17 protein-coding genes are annotated in these 18031 nt (G+C 44.4%); all 17 read right to left on the bottom strand.

Going from position 1 to position 18031, the window contains the following annotated elements:
• Positions 1-38: 38 nt before the first annotated feature.
• The 17 genes from dapG to nusA all read right to left on the bottom strand — a co-directional run bounded on the left by dapG (position 39) and on the right by nusA (position 18014).
• On the bottom strand, positions 39-1262 hold the full coding sequence (gene dapG, locus IEW05_RS06805) for an aspartate kinase (protein ID WP_188537052.1): 1224 nt from the start codon (positions 1260-1262) through the stop codon (positions 39-41).
• A 94-nt stretch (positions 1263-1356) separates the two neighbouring features.
• Positions 1357-2391: an aspartate-semialdehyde dehydrogenase gene (locus IEW05_RS06800; RefSeq protein WP_188537050.1), complete on the bottom strand. Its 1035-nt coding sequence runs from the start codon at positions 2389-2391 to the stop codon at positions 1357-1359.
• Between the two features lie 70 nt (positions 2392-2461).
• Positions 2462-3055: a dipicolinate synthase subunit B gene (locus tag IEW05_RS06795; protein ID WP_188537048.1), complete on the bottom strand. Its 594-nt coding sequence runs from the start codon at positions 3053-3055 to the stop codon at positions 2462-2464.
• Complete coding sequence (dpsA, locus tag IEW05_RS06790; protein WP_188537046.1) at positions 3052-3951, bottom strand: dipicolinate synthase subunit DpsA; 900 nt, start codon at positions 3949-3951, stop codon at positions 3052-3054. The genes IEW05_RS06795 and dpsA overlap by 4 nt, the downstream gene beginning before the upstream one ends.
• Positions 3952-4321: 370 nt before the next feature.
• Positions 4322-4777 (bottom strand): dUTP diphosphatase, encoded by a 456-nt coding sequence (gene dut / locus IEW05_RS06785; RefSeq protein WP_373285784.1) that lies wholly within the window; start codon positions 4775-4777, stop codon positions 4322-4324.
• Positions 4761-6014: a M16 family metallopeptidase gene (locus IEW05_RS06780; RefSeq protein ID WP_188537042.1), complete on the bottom strand. Its 1254-nt coding sequence runs from the start codon at positions 6012-6014 to the stop codon at positions 4761-4763. Before IEW05_RS06780 ends, dut begins: the two co-directional genes overlap by 17 nt.
• A 149-nt stretch (positions 6015-6163) precedes the next feature.
• Complete coding sequence (locus IEW05_RS06775; protein WP_188537040.1) at positions 6164-7150, bottom strand: polysaccharide deacetylase family protein; 987 nt, start codon at positions 7148-7150, stop codon at positions 6164-6166.
• A 187-nt stretch (positions 7151-7337) separates the two neighbouring features.
• Entirely contained in the window at positions 7338-9431 is a 2094-nt protein-coding gene (gene pnp, locus IEW05_RS06770) for a polyribonucleotide nucleotidyltransferase (protein WP_188537038.1), read from the bottom strand.
• A 226-nt stretch (positions 9432-9657) separates the two neighbouring features.
• Positions 9658-9927: a 30S ribosomal protein S15 gene (rpsO, locus tag IEW05_RS06765; RefSeq protein ID WP_188537036.1), complete on the bottom strand. Its 270-nt coding sequence runs from the start codon at positions 9925-9927 to the stop codon at positions 9658-9660.
• Positions 9928-10143: 216 nt separating this feature from the next.
• The gene (locus tag IEW05_RS06760; protein WP_188537034.1) at positions 10144-11091 is read right to left on the bottom strand and encodes a bifunctional riboflavin kinase/FAD synthetase; all 948 of its coding nucleotides are present in this window, start codon (positions 11089-11091) and stop codon (positions 10144-10146) included.
• A 38-nt stretch (positions 11092-11129) separates the two neighbouring features.
• Positions 11130-12047 (bottom strand): tRNA pseudouridine(55) synthase TruB, encoded by a 918-nt coding sequence (gene truB / locus IEW05_RS06755; RefSeq protein WP_188537032.1) that lies wholly within the window; start codon positions 12045-12047, stop codon positions 11130-11132.
• Entirely contained in the window at positions 12044-13021 is a 978-nt protein-coding gene (locus tag IEW05_RS06750) for a DHH family phosphoesterase (protein ID WP_188540755.1), read from the bottom strand. Before IEW05_RS06750 ends, truB begins: the two co-directional genes overlap by 4 nt.
• Positions 13022-13040: 19 nt before the next feature.
• A complete protein-coding gene (rbfA, locus tag IEW05_RS06745; RefSeq protein WP_188537030.1) occupies positions 13041-13391 on the bottom strand; it encodes a 30S ribosome-binding factor RbfA in 351 nt (116 codons plus the stop codon).
• Positions 13392-13406: 15 nt separating this feature from the next.
• Positions 13407-16043 carry a translation initiation factor IF-2 gene (gene infB / locus IEW05_RS06740; RefSeq protein WP_188537028.1) on the bottom strand — a complete coding sequence of 879 codons (2637 nt, stop codon included), beginning with the start codon at positions 16041-16043 and terminating at the stop codon, positions 13407-13409.
• Positions 16036-16359 carry a L7Ae/L30e/S12e/Gadd45 family ribosomal protein gene (locus IEW05_RS06735; protein WP_188537026.1) on the bottom strand — a complete coding sequence of 108 codons (324 nt, stop codon included), beginning with the start codon at positions 16357-16359 and terminating at the stop codon, positions 16036-16038. Before IEW05_RS06735 ends, infB begins: the two co-directional genes overlap by 8 nt.
• On the bottom strand, positions 16352-16666 hold the full coding sequence (gene rnpM / locus IEW05_RS06730; RefSeq protein WP_188537024.1) for an RNase P modulator RnpM: 315 nt from the start codon (positions 16664-16666) through the stop codon (positions 16352-16354). The genes IEW05_RS06735 and rnpM overlap by 8 nt, the downstream gene beginning before the upstream one ends.
• A gap of 250 nt (positions 16667-16916) precedes the next feature.
• Positions 16917-18014: a transcription termination factor NusA gene (gene nusA, locus IEW05_RS06725; protein ID WP_188537022.1), complete on the bottom strand. Its 1098-nt coding sequence runs from the start codon at positions 18012-18014 to the stop codon at positions 16917-16919.
• Between the last annotated feature and the right edge of the window lie 17 nt (positions 18015-18031).

Genomic DNA, 18031 nt, shown 5'->3' with positions numbered 1-18031 from the left:
TATAATTCCGCGAAATCCGCTCTATTATTTAATCTATACTAACAGCGTCCAAGTTCAAACTTTGCATGAAGGGCTCTAAGCGCCTGGACCATATCTTCCTTATTTACTAACACCCAAATCGTTGTATTAGAGTCAGCTGATTGTAGAATCTGAATCCCTTGCTCAGATAAAGCTTCGACGATTTTCGCCATGATCCCCGGTACGCCATTAATTCCGCCACCGATGACGGATACCTTGGCACATCCAGACAGAATTTGAGGTTGTAATCCAAGGTTATGAAGAATTGTCTCTGCTTTAACCGCATCGAAATCAAATACAGTATAAACAACACCTGATGGGGTTACATTAATAAAATCCACACTGATGTCATTTTCAGCCATTGCTTTAAATACTTTTAATTGAAGATTGTCTTCAGCTTTACCTCGGGATTCAACTGTGATTTGTGTCACGTTAGCGACGTATGCGATTCCTGTCACATAGCGGTCCACGACTCCAGTCTGAACATCCTTAAAGCCTTCAGGGTTCGCTACAAGCGTTCCTTCATTTTCGGAAAATGTAGAACGAACTCGGACGGGAATCCCTGATTGCATCGCGATTTCTACTGCACGAGGATGGATAACTTTAGCCCCTTGGTGTGCCATATTGCAAATTTCAGCATAACTAACGTATTCCAGTGGCTTAGCATCTTCAACGATTCGAGGATCAGCAGTCAATATGCCATTTACATCGGTATATATATCTACCATCTCAGCATGGAGTGCGGCGCCAAGTGCCGTAGCTGAAGTATCACTACCACCCCGACCTAGCGTTGTAAAATCACCCTCAGGACTTTGACCCTGAAATCCAGTCACAATAACAACGTCCTTATGTTCCAACTCTTGAAGCACTTTTGAAGGAACGATATCCAAAATTCGAGCATTTCCAAATTGCTGATCTGTTCTAAAACCAGCTTGAGCCCCTGTCAGAACGACAGAGGAGATAAACTCACTCTGCAGCAGGCTGCAGAGTGAAGTTGCCGAAATAATTTCACCACAACATAGTAATAAATCTTGTTCTCTCGCCGGCAACGATCCGCCGCCTTCTGAGATTAGACCAAGAAGCGTATCTGTGGCATAAGGATCTCCCTTACGCCCCATAGCCGAAACTACAACAACTAACCGATAACCATTGTTCAGCTCTCGTTTAATATGCGAAATGACATGCCCTCTCGCTTCTTTCGTAGCTAAAGACGTGCCGCCGAACTTTTGCACCAAAATGCGCATGGGTATTCCTCCAATTTCATATGCGGAGTAAAGCGTAACTTCATTCCGTTCTTCCGTGTTAAATCTACCTTGATGTATTATACGTCACCATACGTTACGCCTTCGCCGCAATGATCTCCGCGATCTGTACGGCGTTCCATGCTGCGCCTTTGAGTAAGTTATCAGAAACGATCCACAAATTTAGTCCACGCTCATTACCAAGGTCACGACGCAAGCGACCAACAAAAACATCGGTTTTGCCGGCTGCATCCGTTGCAAGTGGATAAGCTTGAGATGCTGGATCATCAACCAGTGTAATGCCTGGAGCCTCTGCAAGAAGTTGTTTCACCGCTTCGAGGTCATAGTCATTCTTCAGTTCGACGTACACCGATTCGGAGTGACCATATACAACGGGTATACGAACGCAAGTAGCCGTCACAGAAATACTATCGTCTCCAAAGATTTTCTTAGTTTCGCGTACCATCTTCATCTCTTCCAGTGTATATCCATTATCTTGAAATTTATCAATTTGTGGAATCGCATTAAATGCGATCTGGTGCTTCACTGGCAGTGAACCAACCGGTAAAATATCAGGTTTAACTTCTTTGCCTTCTAGCACCTCTTTGCTCTGACGCAGCATTTCGTTTATTGCTTTTGCACCAGCACCAGATACGGCTTGGTACGTCGACACAATAATACGTGAAATGCCATATGCATCGTAAAGCGGCTTCAAAGCCGCTACCATTTGGATGGTAGAACAATTCGGATTGGCGATAATACCTTGATGTTTGTCGATATGTTCAGCGTTCACTTCAGGTACAACTAGCGGAGCAGTTGGATCCATCCGAAATGCATTTGTATTATCAATACATACAGCACCATGGCGTACAGCATGCGGGGCAAGCTCCTTACTAACATCTCCACCGGCGCTAAACAGCGCGATATCAATGCCTTCAAAGCTGTCTGGGCCAGCTTCCTCAACGGTAATTTCCTGTCCCTTAAAGTTAAGTACGGTACCCGCGGAACGTGCCGAAGACAATAGCTTCAGCTTCTCTACCGGAAAGTCCCTTTTTTCTAGTAATCCGATAATCTGTTCTCCTACGGCTCCCGTCGCTCCGACTACGGCGACATTAAATTTCGTCTTGCTCATCTGGCACGTCTCCCCTTTTCTTACATCACAATTTATATTAGTTAAAAAATTAATCCCCTAGTAAATGAGTTCAGTACTTAAATTTCTCAATAATAAGCGGTTGGAGCTGACGTCCTTCGAGTGCTGCATAACAGGTCTCCGGAACCAGTTCCATCCTGGCAACAAGCGAATTTGGCTTGCCTTCTGGGCTATCTTGACCAAACGGGACAAAATAAATATATTTGGCAACGATCAGCTTAGCGATATTCGCCAAATTAAAACCTAATCCATCATTAGTCGATACCGCAATGACCACAGGACGACTATTGCGAAGCTGGGCTTTCACCGCCATCAATACTGGACTATCTGTCATTGCATTAGCCAGTTTACTAGTTGTGTTCCCTGTACAAGGAGCAACCACCAGAACGTCCAATAGTTTGCTTGGACCGAGGGGTTCAGCATCTACAATTGAAGAAATGATATCATTCCCCGTTATATCTTTCAACTGTTTCTGCCAATTATCTGATTTTCCGAAACGAGTATCCGTCGTCATGACCGTTTGAGAAGCAATCGGAACGACCTTTGCCCCCATGTCGACAAACCGTTGGATCTGCGGCATTACTTCTGCAAATGTACAATGCGAGCCAGTTATGGCGTAACCTACTGTTTTCCCCTGCCAATTCACTCTTCATCCCCCCGTAGTTGAAACTCTTCCATAATCGACTGATATATCGCATTCGCAATGATAATTCCAGCCGTTTTGGGAGCTACAATTCCAGGTAAACCAGGAGCAAGAAGAGCCTTGATTCCGCGTTTTTCGGCAAAACGAAAATCCGTTCCACCGGGAGCAGAGGCAAGGTCGATTATGACTGCCTGCCGGGGCAATTTCGAGATGATTTGCGCTGTGACTATCATAGTCGGAATTGTGTTAAAAATCAAGTCGATATCGCCGGCATAAAGGGCCAAATCCGTTGTCGCAAAAGGCTTCCAGCCCATTTGCACCGCCCTCGCAACATGGTCTTCTCGTCGAACTCCTACCTGTACAGTTGCTCCCAATCCTTGCAGTGTTTCCGCCAGAGTAAAACCCGTCCGTCCTATTCCAAGTACAATACAAGACGAACCATGGATAGTAATATCAGTATTCTGTATAGCCATCATGACGGCGCCTTCAGCAGTAGGAATCGAGTTGTATATCGCTACATCATCACGATCAAGTAGCTCTATCATCCGGAAACCATATTCTGCGCACATCTTTTTCAGGAAGCTCTTGGCCATTCCCGTATACACCAGAGTACTTTCCCTTATTGCAGCGAACATCTCATTTACCAAGACTAGTTCACCAGTAGAAAACGGTGCTAAGATGACACCGTGGTCATCACAACCCATGACCGGTAGAACGACAACATCCGCTCCTGCCATTAAACTAGGCGTGAGCGTTTCATGAGACACCCCGGTCAGTGGAGATTCCAATCGGTCAAATCCAACAACCCTTACTATTGCATCCATTTCAACACATTTGTTAATAACTTCAACCTGCCGTGCATCTCCACCAACGAAGAGAATGGTAAGTCCGGTTAGCATTCAGAATGGCACTCCTTCCAAGCAACACAGTATAGAGTATCTTATGCCATTGCCTATCAAGTGGTGAAAATGATCATGTAACAAAAAAGGCGTAATATAGTGACCGCTACGGTGACGGATTATTCTTCCGATCGCTGTTGTCCTTGAATTTCTTGATTTAATTAACCTATAGTGGTAGAAATCCAAGGACAAAGGCGAAGCTACCGCTTCTTCAGAACAATTCCGTCCCCTTCGCTACGTTCTGCATCATCTTTTGTATTCTGCCAATACAAAAAAAGCCTACAATCACCGCAGCGCTATGGCCTTGGTATTGTAAGCTTTTAAATTTGCAGCATAAATTCAGCTAATCGTTATTAATTCCTGATTAAGGTTAGTTCTTTCCTGTATGGCCAAAGCCACCCGCACCGCGCGCAGTGTCGGAAAGTTCATCAACTGGAATAAGATTAACTTCCGGTACAATCTGGAATACCATTTGCGCAATTCGTTCATTACGTTTGATGGTAAATGGTTCTTCTCCAAGATTGATCAAAAGTACTTTGATCTCTCCTCGATAATCGGCGTCGATCGTTCCCGGTGTATTCAGGCAAGTGATACCATGTTTGAACGCTAGTCCACTGCGTGGACGAATCTGCGCTTCCAAACCTGCTGGCATCGCAATAGCCAATCCGGTTGGAACGAGCCCACGTTGCCCTGGAAGAAATACAATATCTTCAGTTACAGCAGCGTATAAATCGAAGCCAGAAGCTAGCTCCGACATTTTGCGAGGGAGTTCAATATCTTCATTCCCGGCAAGACGGTTAATTTGCACATCAAATGACAAGTTCATCTCTCCTTATTCCCGACAGCACACGATCTGATGAACCAACCATGGCAAGTGAAAACGGCTGTTTGAACATTTCTTTCAGCACATAATCAACATCATCCATCGTTACTGCTTCAATCCGTGCTATCATTTCATCGAGCGTATAATGTTTACCGAGCATCAACTCATTCTTACCGAGTCGGTTCATTCTACTACCCGTACTTTCCAAACTAAGAATCAAACTTCCCTTGAGCTGTTCTTTTCCCTTACGAAGTTCACTGTCGCTAATCCCCTTCACCGACACTTCGTGTAAGATCTCTTTCGTCAGATCAAGAACTTCTACACTTTGTTTAGGCGCTGTTCCTGCATATACTGTAAACAATCCACTATCTGCATGAGAGCTATGATAGGAGTAAACTGAATAAGCTAGTCCTCTCTTCTCACGAATCTCCTGAAACAGCCGCGAACTCATCCCGCCGCCAAGCGCGTTGTTCAATAGAACCATTGCATACTGACGTTGGTCTCCACTCTTCAAACCCGGGAATGACAAACAAATATGATTTTGCTCTGTCTTCTTTTGATGGAATTTCAAACCACCCAAAAAAGTAGGCGGTTCAGGCTCACTTTGGACTCCGTGATTATTAAAATCACCAAAATGCTTCTCCAGTAATTCAATCACGCTGTCATCAATATTACCAGCAACACTGATTACCGTATTCTCAATCGTATATTTCTGACGCATATATTCCCGTAGATGTGAGGGACCCATAGCATGCAGTTTTTCTTCCGTACCCAAAATAGGCAAGGCTAACGGATGATCACCATAGGCAGCTCTGGACAACAAATCGTGAACCATATCGTCCGGGGTATCCTCATACATGGAGATTTCCTCAAGGATAACATTCTTCTCTTTACGAAGCTCTTCTTCATCAAAACGTGAGCGGAAGAACATATCCGCTAACACATCTACCGCGATAGGCAAATGCTCGTCGAGAACTTTCGCATAATAACACGTATATTCCTTAGAGGTAAAAGCATTAACATTTCCTCCAATGGCATCGAACTCTTCAGCAATATCCTTTGCTTCAAAGCGCTCAGTACCTTTAAACAACATATGCTCGATAAAGTGTGAAACCCCACCCATCTCGGGGCTTTCGTTGCGCGATCCTGTCTTTACCCATATGCCAAACGACACCGAACGAAAGGTTGGAATTGTCTCCATAACCACTCGCAGGCCGTTTTTCAATTGCATCTTCTTCACGAAAGGCCCTCCTATAAGTTTTGCGAAGCAAAACTGACTTCGTAAGCATGTACTTAGTTTTGCGAAGCAAAACTGACCCAAGCATAGCTTAAGTTTTTATTTAACAAACATAAATGCATCCTTTATCCTACCAAAAAAAGACCGAATGCTCAACTCCCCGGTGTATTAACACGACTCGAAGATAGTGTCTCGTCCACCGTTCCAAGCTTCAAACCTTTGTGCTGTATGGTCTGGATGATCTCTTTAAGAGCCTCACTGGACGATGCTGTCGGGTGCATTAGAATGAGTGATCCCGGTTCCACTTTTTTTGATATTTTAGCAATTACACTGCTAGGTGGTGGATTTTTCCAATCCACCGTGTCCAAAGTCCACAATACCGTCTTTAACCCTTGATCAGCGGCTTGGCGAACTGTTCTATCATTAAAATCACCAGATGGAGGCGCGAACCATCGATTCTCCACACCTAGCTTTTCCTTCAATAAATCTTTCGTTTTGGATATTTCCAATCTGGCACGACTTTCATCAAGCTGACTCATATTAGGGTGTGAGTATGCATGATTTTCAATCTGGTGACCACGTCTCTGAATCTCCTGAGCTAATTCAACGTTTTTCTTCAACCAACTACCATCCAGAAAAAAAGTAGCCTTTACCTTAGCCTCATCTAACGTATCCAGCATGGGTACGATATACTGATTGCCCCAAGCAACATTAATCATCAGCGCGGCCATTGGCTTGGCTGGATTCCCTCGGTAAATAGGCTGTGGCTCCAAATCATCCAAACTGATTCGGGGTTTAATCTCCCGATAAACATACTGGATCTCCGCGCCTTCTGGTGCTGTTTTAGCCTTCTTATACGTGCTGTCTATATCTACTTCCAATCCATTATACCCTGGGATTGCTTTCCACACACGATCTACTACGGCATCTACAGGTTCAATTCTCCGCTTAGCGGCCTCCTCTTGAATTTTACTAAGAAGTGTATTCTCCGCTTCACCGTCATTAAACAGCCTAAATGCATAGCTACCGTTTTGCCCTCCCTCTACACCCTGTACAAACGCCCTAACCCCTGTAAACTGTCCAATGACCAACACCGTCATCACACAGAATAATATGACTGCATATTTTTTTCGATTCATGACAGGCCCATCCCTTCAACCTGGTTTTGTCCTCATCATATGTGGACACGTTCAGGTTTATGCAGAAGGAAGGGTAGTGTTTCTCAGAACATTCGTATTTTAATATGAGGAAAAAGTAAAAAAGAGCCAGAATGAATACATTCCGTCTCTTTTGCCGCAGGCTAGAGTCTATTGAGTATGAATAAAATTACTCCGACTGTGCGGTCAGAACTACTTTGCGGGAAAGATTAATACGACCCTGTTGATCAATTTCAGTAACTTTAACAGTTATTGAATCGCCGATCGCAACGACATCTTCCACCTTGGCAACACGTTCTGTTGACAGTTGTGAAATATGCACCAAACCGTCTTTACCCGGTAGGATCTCAACAAAAGCGCCAAATTTCTCAATCCGTTTAACCGTACCGATGTAAATTTCACCGACTACAACTTCCTTGACGATTCCCTCAATAATAGAGCGAGCTTTATTATTCATTTCCTCATCTGTAGAAGCGATAAATACTCGGCCATCTTGCTCGATGTCGATCTTCACACCAGTTTCCTCGATGATCTTGTTGATGATTTTCCCACCAGGTCCGATAACATCACGGATTTTGTCCGGATTGATATTAATAATGATAATCTTAGGTGCATATTTAGATAAATGCGCCTTCGGTTTATCAATACGTTCCATCATTTTAGAGAGGATATGCATGCGTCCTTCTCTAGCTTGAGACAATGCATCAGATAAAATTTGACGATCGATACCATCAATTTTAATATCCATTTGAATTGCAGTTACACCTTCAGCTGTTCCTGCTACTTTGAAGTCCATATCTCCCAAATGATCTTCCATACCCTGAATATCTGTCAGAATCGATACATGTTCCCCATCCTTAATGAGACCCATCGCAACACCAGCAACCGGTGCTTTGATTGGTACACCTGCATCCATCATGGCCAAGGTACTTGCACAAATACTAGCTTGGGAAGTAGAACCATTTGATTCGATAACCTCAGATACAAGACGAATCGTATATGGGAATTCCGTTTCAGAAGGAATTACCTTGGAAAGTGCTCTTTCGCCAAGTGCTCCATGTCCAATTTCACGACGACCCGGTGGGCGGAGCGGACGAGCTTCACCAACGCTAAACGGAGGGAAATTGTAATGATGCATGAATCGTTTGGACTCTTCCAAATGAATACCGTCCAAAATTTGTACATCACCCAAAGCTCCAAGGGTACAGATACTCAGTGCTTGAGTTTGTCCACGTGTAAATAGACCTGAACCATGAGTACGAGGTAGCAAGTCGATGTCGCAATCGATCGGACGAATCTCGTCCAATTTCCGGCCATCAGGACGTACTTTATCATGCGTAATCAAGCGGCGGACTTCTTCCTTAACGATATCGTGAAGAACTTCCTTCACATCGTTCAAGAGTTCCGGAGATTCTATGTACTTCTCCGCGAAGAATGCTACCGTCTCATCATTAATTGCGTCAATTGCTTCTTGACGTGCATGTTTCTCTGCTACTTTTACCGCTTCAACCAAGCGTGCAGCAGCAAAATCACGTACAGCGGAATTAACATCAGCATTTACGGCATGAAGCTTCACTTCCATCTTCTCTTTACCGGCAATTTTGACGAGTTCCTCAATGACAGCTACGATATTCTTGATTTCATCATGACCAAACATGATCGCTTCCAGCATGACTTCTTCAGGTACTTCATTTGCTTCAGCTTCAACCATCATAATCGCGTCTTTAGTACCAGCCACCACAACATAAATGTCGCTAGCTTCTTGCTGAGAGATCGTTGGATTGATGATGAATTCTCCATTAATCCGACCAACAGCTACGCTACCAATCGGGCCATTAAATGGAACATCCGAAATACTTAGCGCTGCCGAGGTACCAATCATAGCTGCGATATCTGGTTGGCAATCTTGATCCACACTCATGACAAGATTTACGATTTGTACATCATTCCGGAAGCCTTCCGGGAACAACGGACGAATCGGACGGTCAGTCAAACGGCTAGCAAGAATTGCTTTCTCACTTGGACGTCCTTCCCGCTTAATGAAACCACCAGGGATTTTCCCTACTGCATACAGTTTTTCTTCATAATTAACGGTGAGTGGAAAGAAATCCAGATCCTTTGGTCCAGGGGACGCCGTTACTGTACATAATACAGCTGTATCGCCATAGCGTACCATTACTGCTGCATTTGCTTGCTTAGCCAAACGACCAGTTTCCAGTATAAGAGGTCTTCCTCCTAACTGCATTTTCACATGTTTCTCCATGAGATCCCTCCTTATCAAACATACAAGTTCGTTACAGACTCCATTATTTCCTTCTTTTGCTCAATTCATAAGAAAAGCACCTTGCGGTGCCCATCGAAATTGTAGTGAAATTTTCCTGAGTAGCGTATTCATTTCCATGACTTTAAAAAGCAACCCAGTGACACCCCGTCTCGCTTCAATAGCGTATCCGGCGGCCACCAGGCTGCTTTGGCTAATCATGTCAAAATTAACGACGCAATCCGAGTTTCTCGATCAATGCGGAGTAACGTCTCACGTCTTTTTTCTTCAAGTAAGCCAACAAACTACGACGTTGTCCAACCATTTTCAAAAGACCGCGACGGGAATGATGGTCCTTCTTGTGTGTACGCAAGTGGTCCGTCAAGTTCACGATGTTCTCCGTAAGGATAGCAATTTGCACCTCTGGAGATCCTGTATCGGATTCATGAGTTTTGTGCTCTGCAATCAATTGGTGTTTACGTTCTTGAGTCAATGCCATCCTGTTCACCTCCTTTATCATAATCGCCATTAGCCTCGTTGTCGGGCGGTGAGGACCGATTAACCAAGCTAAGGTTATTTGTGCCATGATTTAAGATCAACTCTCTTACCATGAACAACGTCTATCAGTATATCATATCCCGCTGATGAAAGTAAATGCCGCTATTCTTAATTTAAAGCGAGTATTCAAAAATCCACAAAATATTGAACGTTCTCTTTATTTCACAGATAGGAGCATTCCTCTTGCCGTCTCAGCATCTACTTTGATTTGAGCAATTAATTTCTCAACGGATTCAAATTTGCGTTCTGCCCGAATAAATTCTACTAGCTCTACTTCCAACTGCTTACCATATAGGTCGCCATTGAAGTCAAGTAGATGAATTTCCAAAGACGGTGCTACTACATCACTGTGAAAAGTTGGCTTAACTCCAACGTTCATGACACCTGAGAATGATGCTCCCTCTAAATTGGCTCTAACAGCATATACTCCTTTAGTTGGAAGTACGAAATGTTCGTTTGGTTTCATATTGGCAGTTGGAAATCCTAGCAAGCGGCCCCTCTTCTCACCATGCATAACAGTGCCGTTAATTGTGTACCGTCTACCTAGCCAACGATTGGCCAAAGAGATGTTACCCTCTTGTAATGCCTTACGAATGCCCGAACTGCTGACTTTTTCATCATGGATAAGAAAAGCTGGCATCGTGCAAACTTCCATCGTATTCCCGCTTAATTCACGTAGCGTATCCGCATGTCCTTCACCACGGTATCCATAACGGAAGTCGAAGCCAACTACGGCGGTATGAACTTTCAATGGTAACAACATGTCACACACAAAATGATGTGGGCTTACTTGGGAGAAGTCATCGTTAAAATCAACGATATATAAATAATCAACTCCAAGTTCACGGAAAAGTTGTTCTTTCACATGTGGTGGAGTTAAGTAACCATCATAGTCACCTTTCTTCATGACTTCTTTCGGATGAGGATGGAAAGTCATAACTGCAGCAGGAAGTCCCAAACGCACTGCCAAGTTAACCGCAGATTTGATCACACTTTCGTGACCTAGATGTAAACCATCAAACTGGCCAATAGCCATCACTTGCGGTCTAGTATCTCTAGCAATAATGTCCTCTGGTAAAGGATAAGATAAAGTTATTGTCTCCACAATGGCTCACCTGCAATTTCACTGTGATGGGCACTTAATCACTCAGGGAGAAAAACTTTGACAGGTCTCACAAACTGACCATGCTCCTCCAAGCGAAAAATGCCTAAAAACTGTTCATTCGGCCCATACAGCCGCATAATATCCCCTGGATTCGCCCCAGGGTGAATTGTATTTGAGGATAGCTTCTGCCCCTGAAGAGCTGCTGGTACCTTCTCTGCTACCACCGTATGAGCAGGCAGATGTTCCACTGCCTTATCGACCGGGAGCAAATAGGACGCTAATGTACCTTCCTCAGCATACTTTGCTATATCTTCAAGAGTCAGACATGCTGCTTCAGGTATACCTGCCGACATCGTACGTTTAAGCTTAGACATCGTAGCAGGAACACCCAGTGCCTGACCAATATCGACACATAATGTACGGATATACGTTCCTTTGGAGCAGAGCGCCCGGAAAGAAATAGTCGGATGTGGTCCTTCTGGATTGAAGGAGATCATTTCTATTTCATGGATCGTAACTTCCCGAGGTTTACGCTCTACGGTCTTTCCTTCGCGGGCCAGTTCATAGAGGCGCTTACCGTCCTGCTTCAAAGCAGAGTACATCGGCGGAACTTGTGAAATCGTTCCAGTAAATTGAGACAGAACCAACTGAACCTCTTCCTCCGTAACGGAAACCTGCTCCATTTGCTCTATCACATTACCCGAGATATCCTCTGTATCAGTAGCTACTCCTAGCAAAAGAGTTGCCTCATACTCCTTAGGTAATTCCTGCAAGTACTCAACCATTCGCGTCGCTCGGCCTAAGCATAATGGAAGCACACCCGTTACCGCTGGGTCAAGCGTCCCTGTATGGCCAATTCGCTTCATGCTTAAAATCCTACGCGTCTTAGCTACTACATCATGCGAGGTAAAACCCGCGGGTTTATTGACCGGAAGTATACCTTCATATGAACTCATAATTTTGCCTTCACCTGCTCCACTACACGGGATACAACATCCTCGAGTGTCCCTTCAATACGGGCTCCAGCAGCGCGAACATGTCCCCCTCCACCGAAGCTTTGAGCGATTGAAGCAACATCTACATTTCCATTCGAGCGCATGCTCGCTTTAACGGCGTTTTCATTTATAACTTTAAATAAAAGACCAACTTCAACCCCCTGAATATTGCGGGGATAATTAACGATCCCTTCCAAGTCTTCATGGATAGCACCCGTTGCTAACATATCTTCATCATCAATCGTCACCCAGCTGATCTTGCCATCCTCTGTGATAACCAATCGATTCAGTGCTCGAGTTAACAAACGTAGTTGAGGGAGGGTCATCTGCTCTAAAAGTAATTCTGATAAGCCAGGCCCATCAACTCCATACTCCAATAGTTTGGATGCTGTTGCCATGACCTTTGGAGTTGTGCTGGAATAACGAAAACCACCTGTGTCGGTCAAAAGACCTGTATATATCGCCGTTGCGATATCTGGAGTCATTTCAAGTTCAAGATGCCCAATAAGATCGAACAAAATTTCTACCGTTGCGGCCGCATCGGGTACAATCAAATTGACTGCACCAAATTTATCATTGGTAGGATGGTGATCAATATTCAAGATTTGTGCGTTATCAGCGAAGCATTCCCGTACCTTTCCAATTCGAGCATAGTCAGCACAATCTACGGCAATAACATGACTGTACTTATGCTGGAGCGGATCAACTGAAAGATCCTTGATCTGTTCACTATGCCATAAATAAGACATCCGCCGAGGAATGGGGCCTTCGTTAACCATAACGTAATTTTTACCTAGACATGAGAGAAGCCAGCCCACCGCAAGGGTAGAACTGACTGCATCTCCGTCCGGCTGAATATGCGACACTACCAGGAAATCATCATGTTCCGTCAGAAACTGAGTGGTCTGCCGGAACTCCCGTTCATTGGTCTGCATTGCCGTCTCCTTTAAATGTTCATTTATCGTCGTGCGTGATTTCACCAAGCAACTTCTCGATGCGGCTACCATAAGCAACCGACTCATCAATTTTGAATATCAGTTCAGGTGTATGACGTAACCGGATTCGCTTTCCAATCTCAGTCCGCAAAAATCCATTCGCTTTGTCAATCCCTTTCAGTGATTCAGCTTTTTTCTCTTCGTCACCGAATACACTCAGATATACTTTTGCTTGTGATAAATCGTTTGTAACATCAACGCCAGTCACTGTAACAAATCCAATTCGAGGATCCTTAAGCTCTGTTTGAATCAGAATGCTTAACTCTTTTTTGATTTGTTCACTTACACGACCGGTACGATTTTTTGCCATATATGACACCTCACCTTACTTCGGTTCAACAGTCTCCATGATGAACGCTTCGATAATGTCGCCCTCTTTGAGGTCGTTAAAGTTGTCCAGAGTAATACCACATTCATAACCTTGAGCAACCTCTTTTGCATCATCTTTGAAACGTTTGAGTGAATCAATTTTACCCTCGTATACCACAATGCCTGAACGAACTAGGCGCATTTCAGCGGAACGAGTAATCTTACCAGAAGTCACCATACAACCTGCAATGGCTCCCACTTTGCTAATCTTAAACAAATTACGAACTTCAGCATGGCCAATAACAACTTCCTTGTAGACCGGATCAAGCATACCTTTCATCGCTTGTTCGATCTCTTCAATTGCACTGTAAATGACACGGTGAAGTCTGATATCAACCTTCTCTTGTTCAGCAGTTGCTTTCGTCTGAGAATCAGGACGAACATTGAAACCGATCACGATCGCATTGGAAGCTGCTGCCAGAATAATATCCGATTCCGTAATGGCTCCCGCACCACTATGAATAATCTTCACGCGTACGCCTTCAACTTCAATCTTCTGAAGTGAGCTCTTAAGTGCTTCGACCGAGCCTTGAACGTCACCTTTGATAATGACATTAAGGTCTTTCATTTCACCATCTTTAATATGTTGGAACAAATCGTCGAGCGTAACTCTGGTGTTGTGACCAAGATCCGATTGACGTTGAGTAATCGCACGTTTCTCAGCAATGGAACGGGCTTTGCGCTCGTCCTCAAACACCATGAATGGATCACCAGCTTTTGGAACTTCTGTTAAACCGGTAATTTCAACCGGAGTAGAAGGTCCAACTTCTTTGAGACGACGTCCTTTATCATTCACCATAGCACGGATACGACCAAAGCAGTTACCTGCAACAAAAGCATCGCCGACTTTCAGAGTACCATGTTGAACGAGTACGCGAGCTACCGGACCACGACTCTTATCAAGTTCAGCTTCAATAACCAAACCGCGAGCACGTTTGTTAGGATTTGCACGATACTCATTAACTTCCGCAACTAGCAGAATCATTTCAAGAAGCTCTTCCAGACCCATCTTCTGTTTAGCCGAAACGTTAACGAAGATAGTATCCCCGCCCCACTCTTCCGGTACCAGTCCATATTCTGTAAGCTCTTGCTTTACTTTATCAGGATTAGCGTCTGGTTTATCGATTTTGTTAACTGCGACGATGATAGGTAGACCTGCCGCTTTAGCATGGCTAACTGCTTCAACCGTTTGTGGCATAACTCCGTCGTCAGCTGCAACCACAATAATTGTAATATCGGTCAATTGTGCACCACGTGCCCGCATTGCGGTAAACGCTTCGTGACCTGGTGTATCCAAGAAAGTGATCTTCTTGTTGTTGATCTCAACTTGGTAAGCACCGATATGCTGAGTAATCCCCCCAGCTTCGCCACCAGTTACGTTCGTTGAACGAATCGCATCAAGGAGTGTTGTCTTACCATGATCGACGTGACCCATAATCGTTACGACTGGAGGACGTTCCATCAAATCCGCTTCATCATCAACCTCTTGAAGTGTTTCAAAACGATCATCTTCCACCGGAATCTTCACTTCAACTTCAACACCAAATTCGCCGGCAAGTAGAAGTATAGTTTCGATATCGAGTTCCTGATTGATCGTTGCCATGACTCCAAGAGAAATCAATTTCTTGATTACTTCAGAAGCATCTTTATGAAGCAACTTCGCGGTTTCTCCAACTGTGGAATTACCACGAACGATAATTTTCTTCGGTGTATTATCAATCTTTTCACGTGGAGGTTGTTGTTGCCCACCTCTACCGCCACGACCGCCGCCCTTACCGCCGCGGTTATTCTTGAAATTACCACCTTTATTATCATCAAAACGTCTTTGACCGGATTGTCCCGGTCTATTGTTACTACCGTTGTAGTTGCTGTTTCCGCCTTTACGTTGTCCTTGACCTTGACCTTGGCTTTGGCCTTGTCCACGGTTATTTGAATCATTACCAGTAGACGCAGTACGAGCCTGAGGCTGGGAACTACGATTTGGAGTACTCGTTCCTGGACGAGAAAATCCGGATGATGCGCCGCCGCTTTGGCCTTGCGAGCGGTTAGGTCCGGAATTGCGGTTTGGTTGACCACTCGATCCTTGTCCTGGGCGTGCTCCTTGCCCGCTGTTAGATGGACGATTTGTTCTTTCCTGAGTTGCTTGAGTGCTACCTGAAGTGGTAGCTTGGTTAGTGTTATTTGGTTTATTATTCATACTTACCTGCTTTTCTTGTTGATTTTTGTTAATAACTTGACTATTCGTATTTCCTTGAACGTCTCGACGCTGCTCTCCACGCTGGCCAGATCCTTCACCGGCCGAAGAATTCGGTGTCTGACTTCCTCCTGCGGAAGCCGGAGCCGACGATTTAACGGGAGTTTTCGCTGAAGCTTCTGTACGTCCTGAGTTTTCTCTTTTTGCAGCAGCGTTACTCTTAATATCCTTGAAAAATTTTTCCACTGATTCAACCGCGTTATTCTCCATAACACTCATATGGTTGTTAACAGGGATATCCAAGCGTTTAAGAATTGTAATAATTTCTTTGCTACTCATATTGAGCGATTTAGCGTATTCGTATACTCTGAGTTTATCCTTGTTTTCTTGTTTACTCAATATACTCCACCTCCGACGTTTTAACGATGGTTTTTCGAATCATGTCAGCAAATCCCTGATCCATGAGTCCAATAACAATCCGTTCCGGTTTCCCTACACTGGCTCCAAGCCGTTCCCGGTCAAATCCAATGATCAAAGGAACTTTATAGGTTCCGCATTTGTCACGAAATTTCTTATGAGTATTAGCGGATGCATCCCCAGCAACGATAACTAGTTTTGCCTCAGCAGACCGAACGGCTTTTAATACGCTCTCATCACCGGTCACTATTTTTCCTGCTCGCATCGCAAGGCCGAGTCCGGACAATACCTTACTCATCGTCTCCCTCTTCCTTATCCCGCTCAGCGAGGAATTCCTCCTCGACTGCTAGAAAATCACGAGCCAGTTGTTCGTAAACCTCTGGACCAACTGTTGCTTTTAGCGCTCGATCAAGTGCCCGGTTCTTATGAGCCAACTTGAAGCAGGACTCTTTCCCGCACAAGTAGGCTCCTCTCCCCGACTTTTTGCCCGTTAAATCAATCGAAACCTCGCCTTCAGGCGAACGTACAACACGAATCAATGATTTCTTAGGCATCATCTCGCCACAAGCAACGCATTTTCGAAGCGGTATTTTTCTGGTTTTCATTTCGACCACACTCCCGTCCCTTATAATATGTGTTCAAAAAGTCAGATTTTCAGCACCAAGAAGGTTGGATGAAGCTAGGGCATGAGGAGCGGAGCTACACGTTTTCGGAGAAAACGGCTTCGGAAGCAATCGCTAGCAAAACCTACGTGAGCACCGGAAGGCCCGGCTGAATTCAAGATTCGATGTCGATTCCGCTTCTTGTGATATGCTTCGTGATCAAAAGATGACTTTTTGAACTACCTCTTATAGTTTAATCGACGGAGATGGAATCTTGATCGAGTTCCTCCAGCTGACTTCTTTCTCTTCCGAATTCCTCTTCCGCTTGGCTCTCGCTCTTAATGTCGATTTTCCATCCTGTCAGTTTAGCTGCCAACCGGGCATTTTGACCTTTGATCCCAATAGCAAGTGATAATTGATAATCAGGAACGATAACCCGCGCCATTTTCTCAGTCTCGAAGACTTCAACTTCAAGCACTTTCGAAGGACTAAGTGCATTAGCTACGTACTCTTCAACACTTTCCGAATAGCGAACGATATCTATTTTCTCACCACGAAGTTCATTTACGATGGTCTGTACGCGGTTCCCCTTTGGTCCTACACATGAACCAACCGGATCCACTTCATTATTACGAGAGTAAACCGCAATTTTGGAACGGAATCCTGCTTCACGGGCAACAGAACGAATCTCAACTACGCCATCAAAAATCTCAGGAACTTCTAGCTCGAACAATCTCTTCAGCAATCCCGGATGAGAACGTGATAGTAAAATTTGTGGTCCTTTTGTAGTGTTCTCAACCTTCGTGATATATGCTTTGATCCGATCACCATGTTTAAATTTCTCGTTTGGCATAAGTTCACTAAGTGGAAGATGTGCTTCAACTTTGCCAAGGTCCACGTAAACATTACGCAAATCCTGACGTTGCACGATACCCGTTACGATATCTTCTTCCTTCTCAACAAACGCATTATAGATGAGTCCCCGTTCCGCTTCACGAATACGTTGCGTTACAACTTGCTTAGCAGTTTGAGCCGCAATACGTCCGAAATCACGAGGCGTTACTTCGATCTCCGCAATGTCGTCAAGCTGAAAATTAGGATTAATCTCACGAGCAGCTGGCAGTGAAATTTCTGTGCGTGGATCAAGAACTTCTTCAACAACAAGCTTACGAGCATAAACCTTAATTACACCAGTAAGTCTGTTCATATCCACTCGTACATTTTGTGCCGTGTTGAAGTTACGTTTGTAACTTGAGATCAGTGCAGCTTCAATCGCTTCAAATAAAATATCTTTGCTGATCCCTTTCTCTCTTTCCAATTCGTTCAAGGCATCGATAAAATCCATACTCATTTGCCTCGAGTTCCCCC

This window comes from Paenibacillus segetis, assembly GCF_014639155.1.
Lineage (GTDB): Bacteria > Bacillota > Bacilli > Paenibacillales > Paenibacillaceae > Fontibacillus > Fontibacillus segetis.
This window is presented reverse-complemented; position numbering and strand designations above follow the sequence as displayed.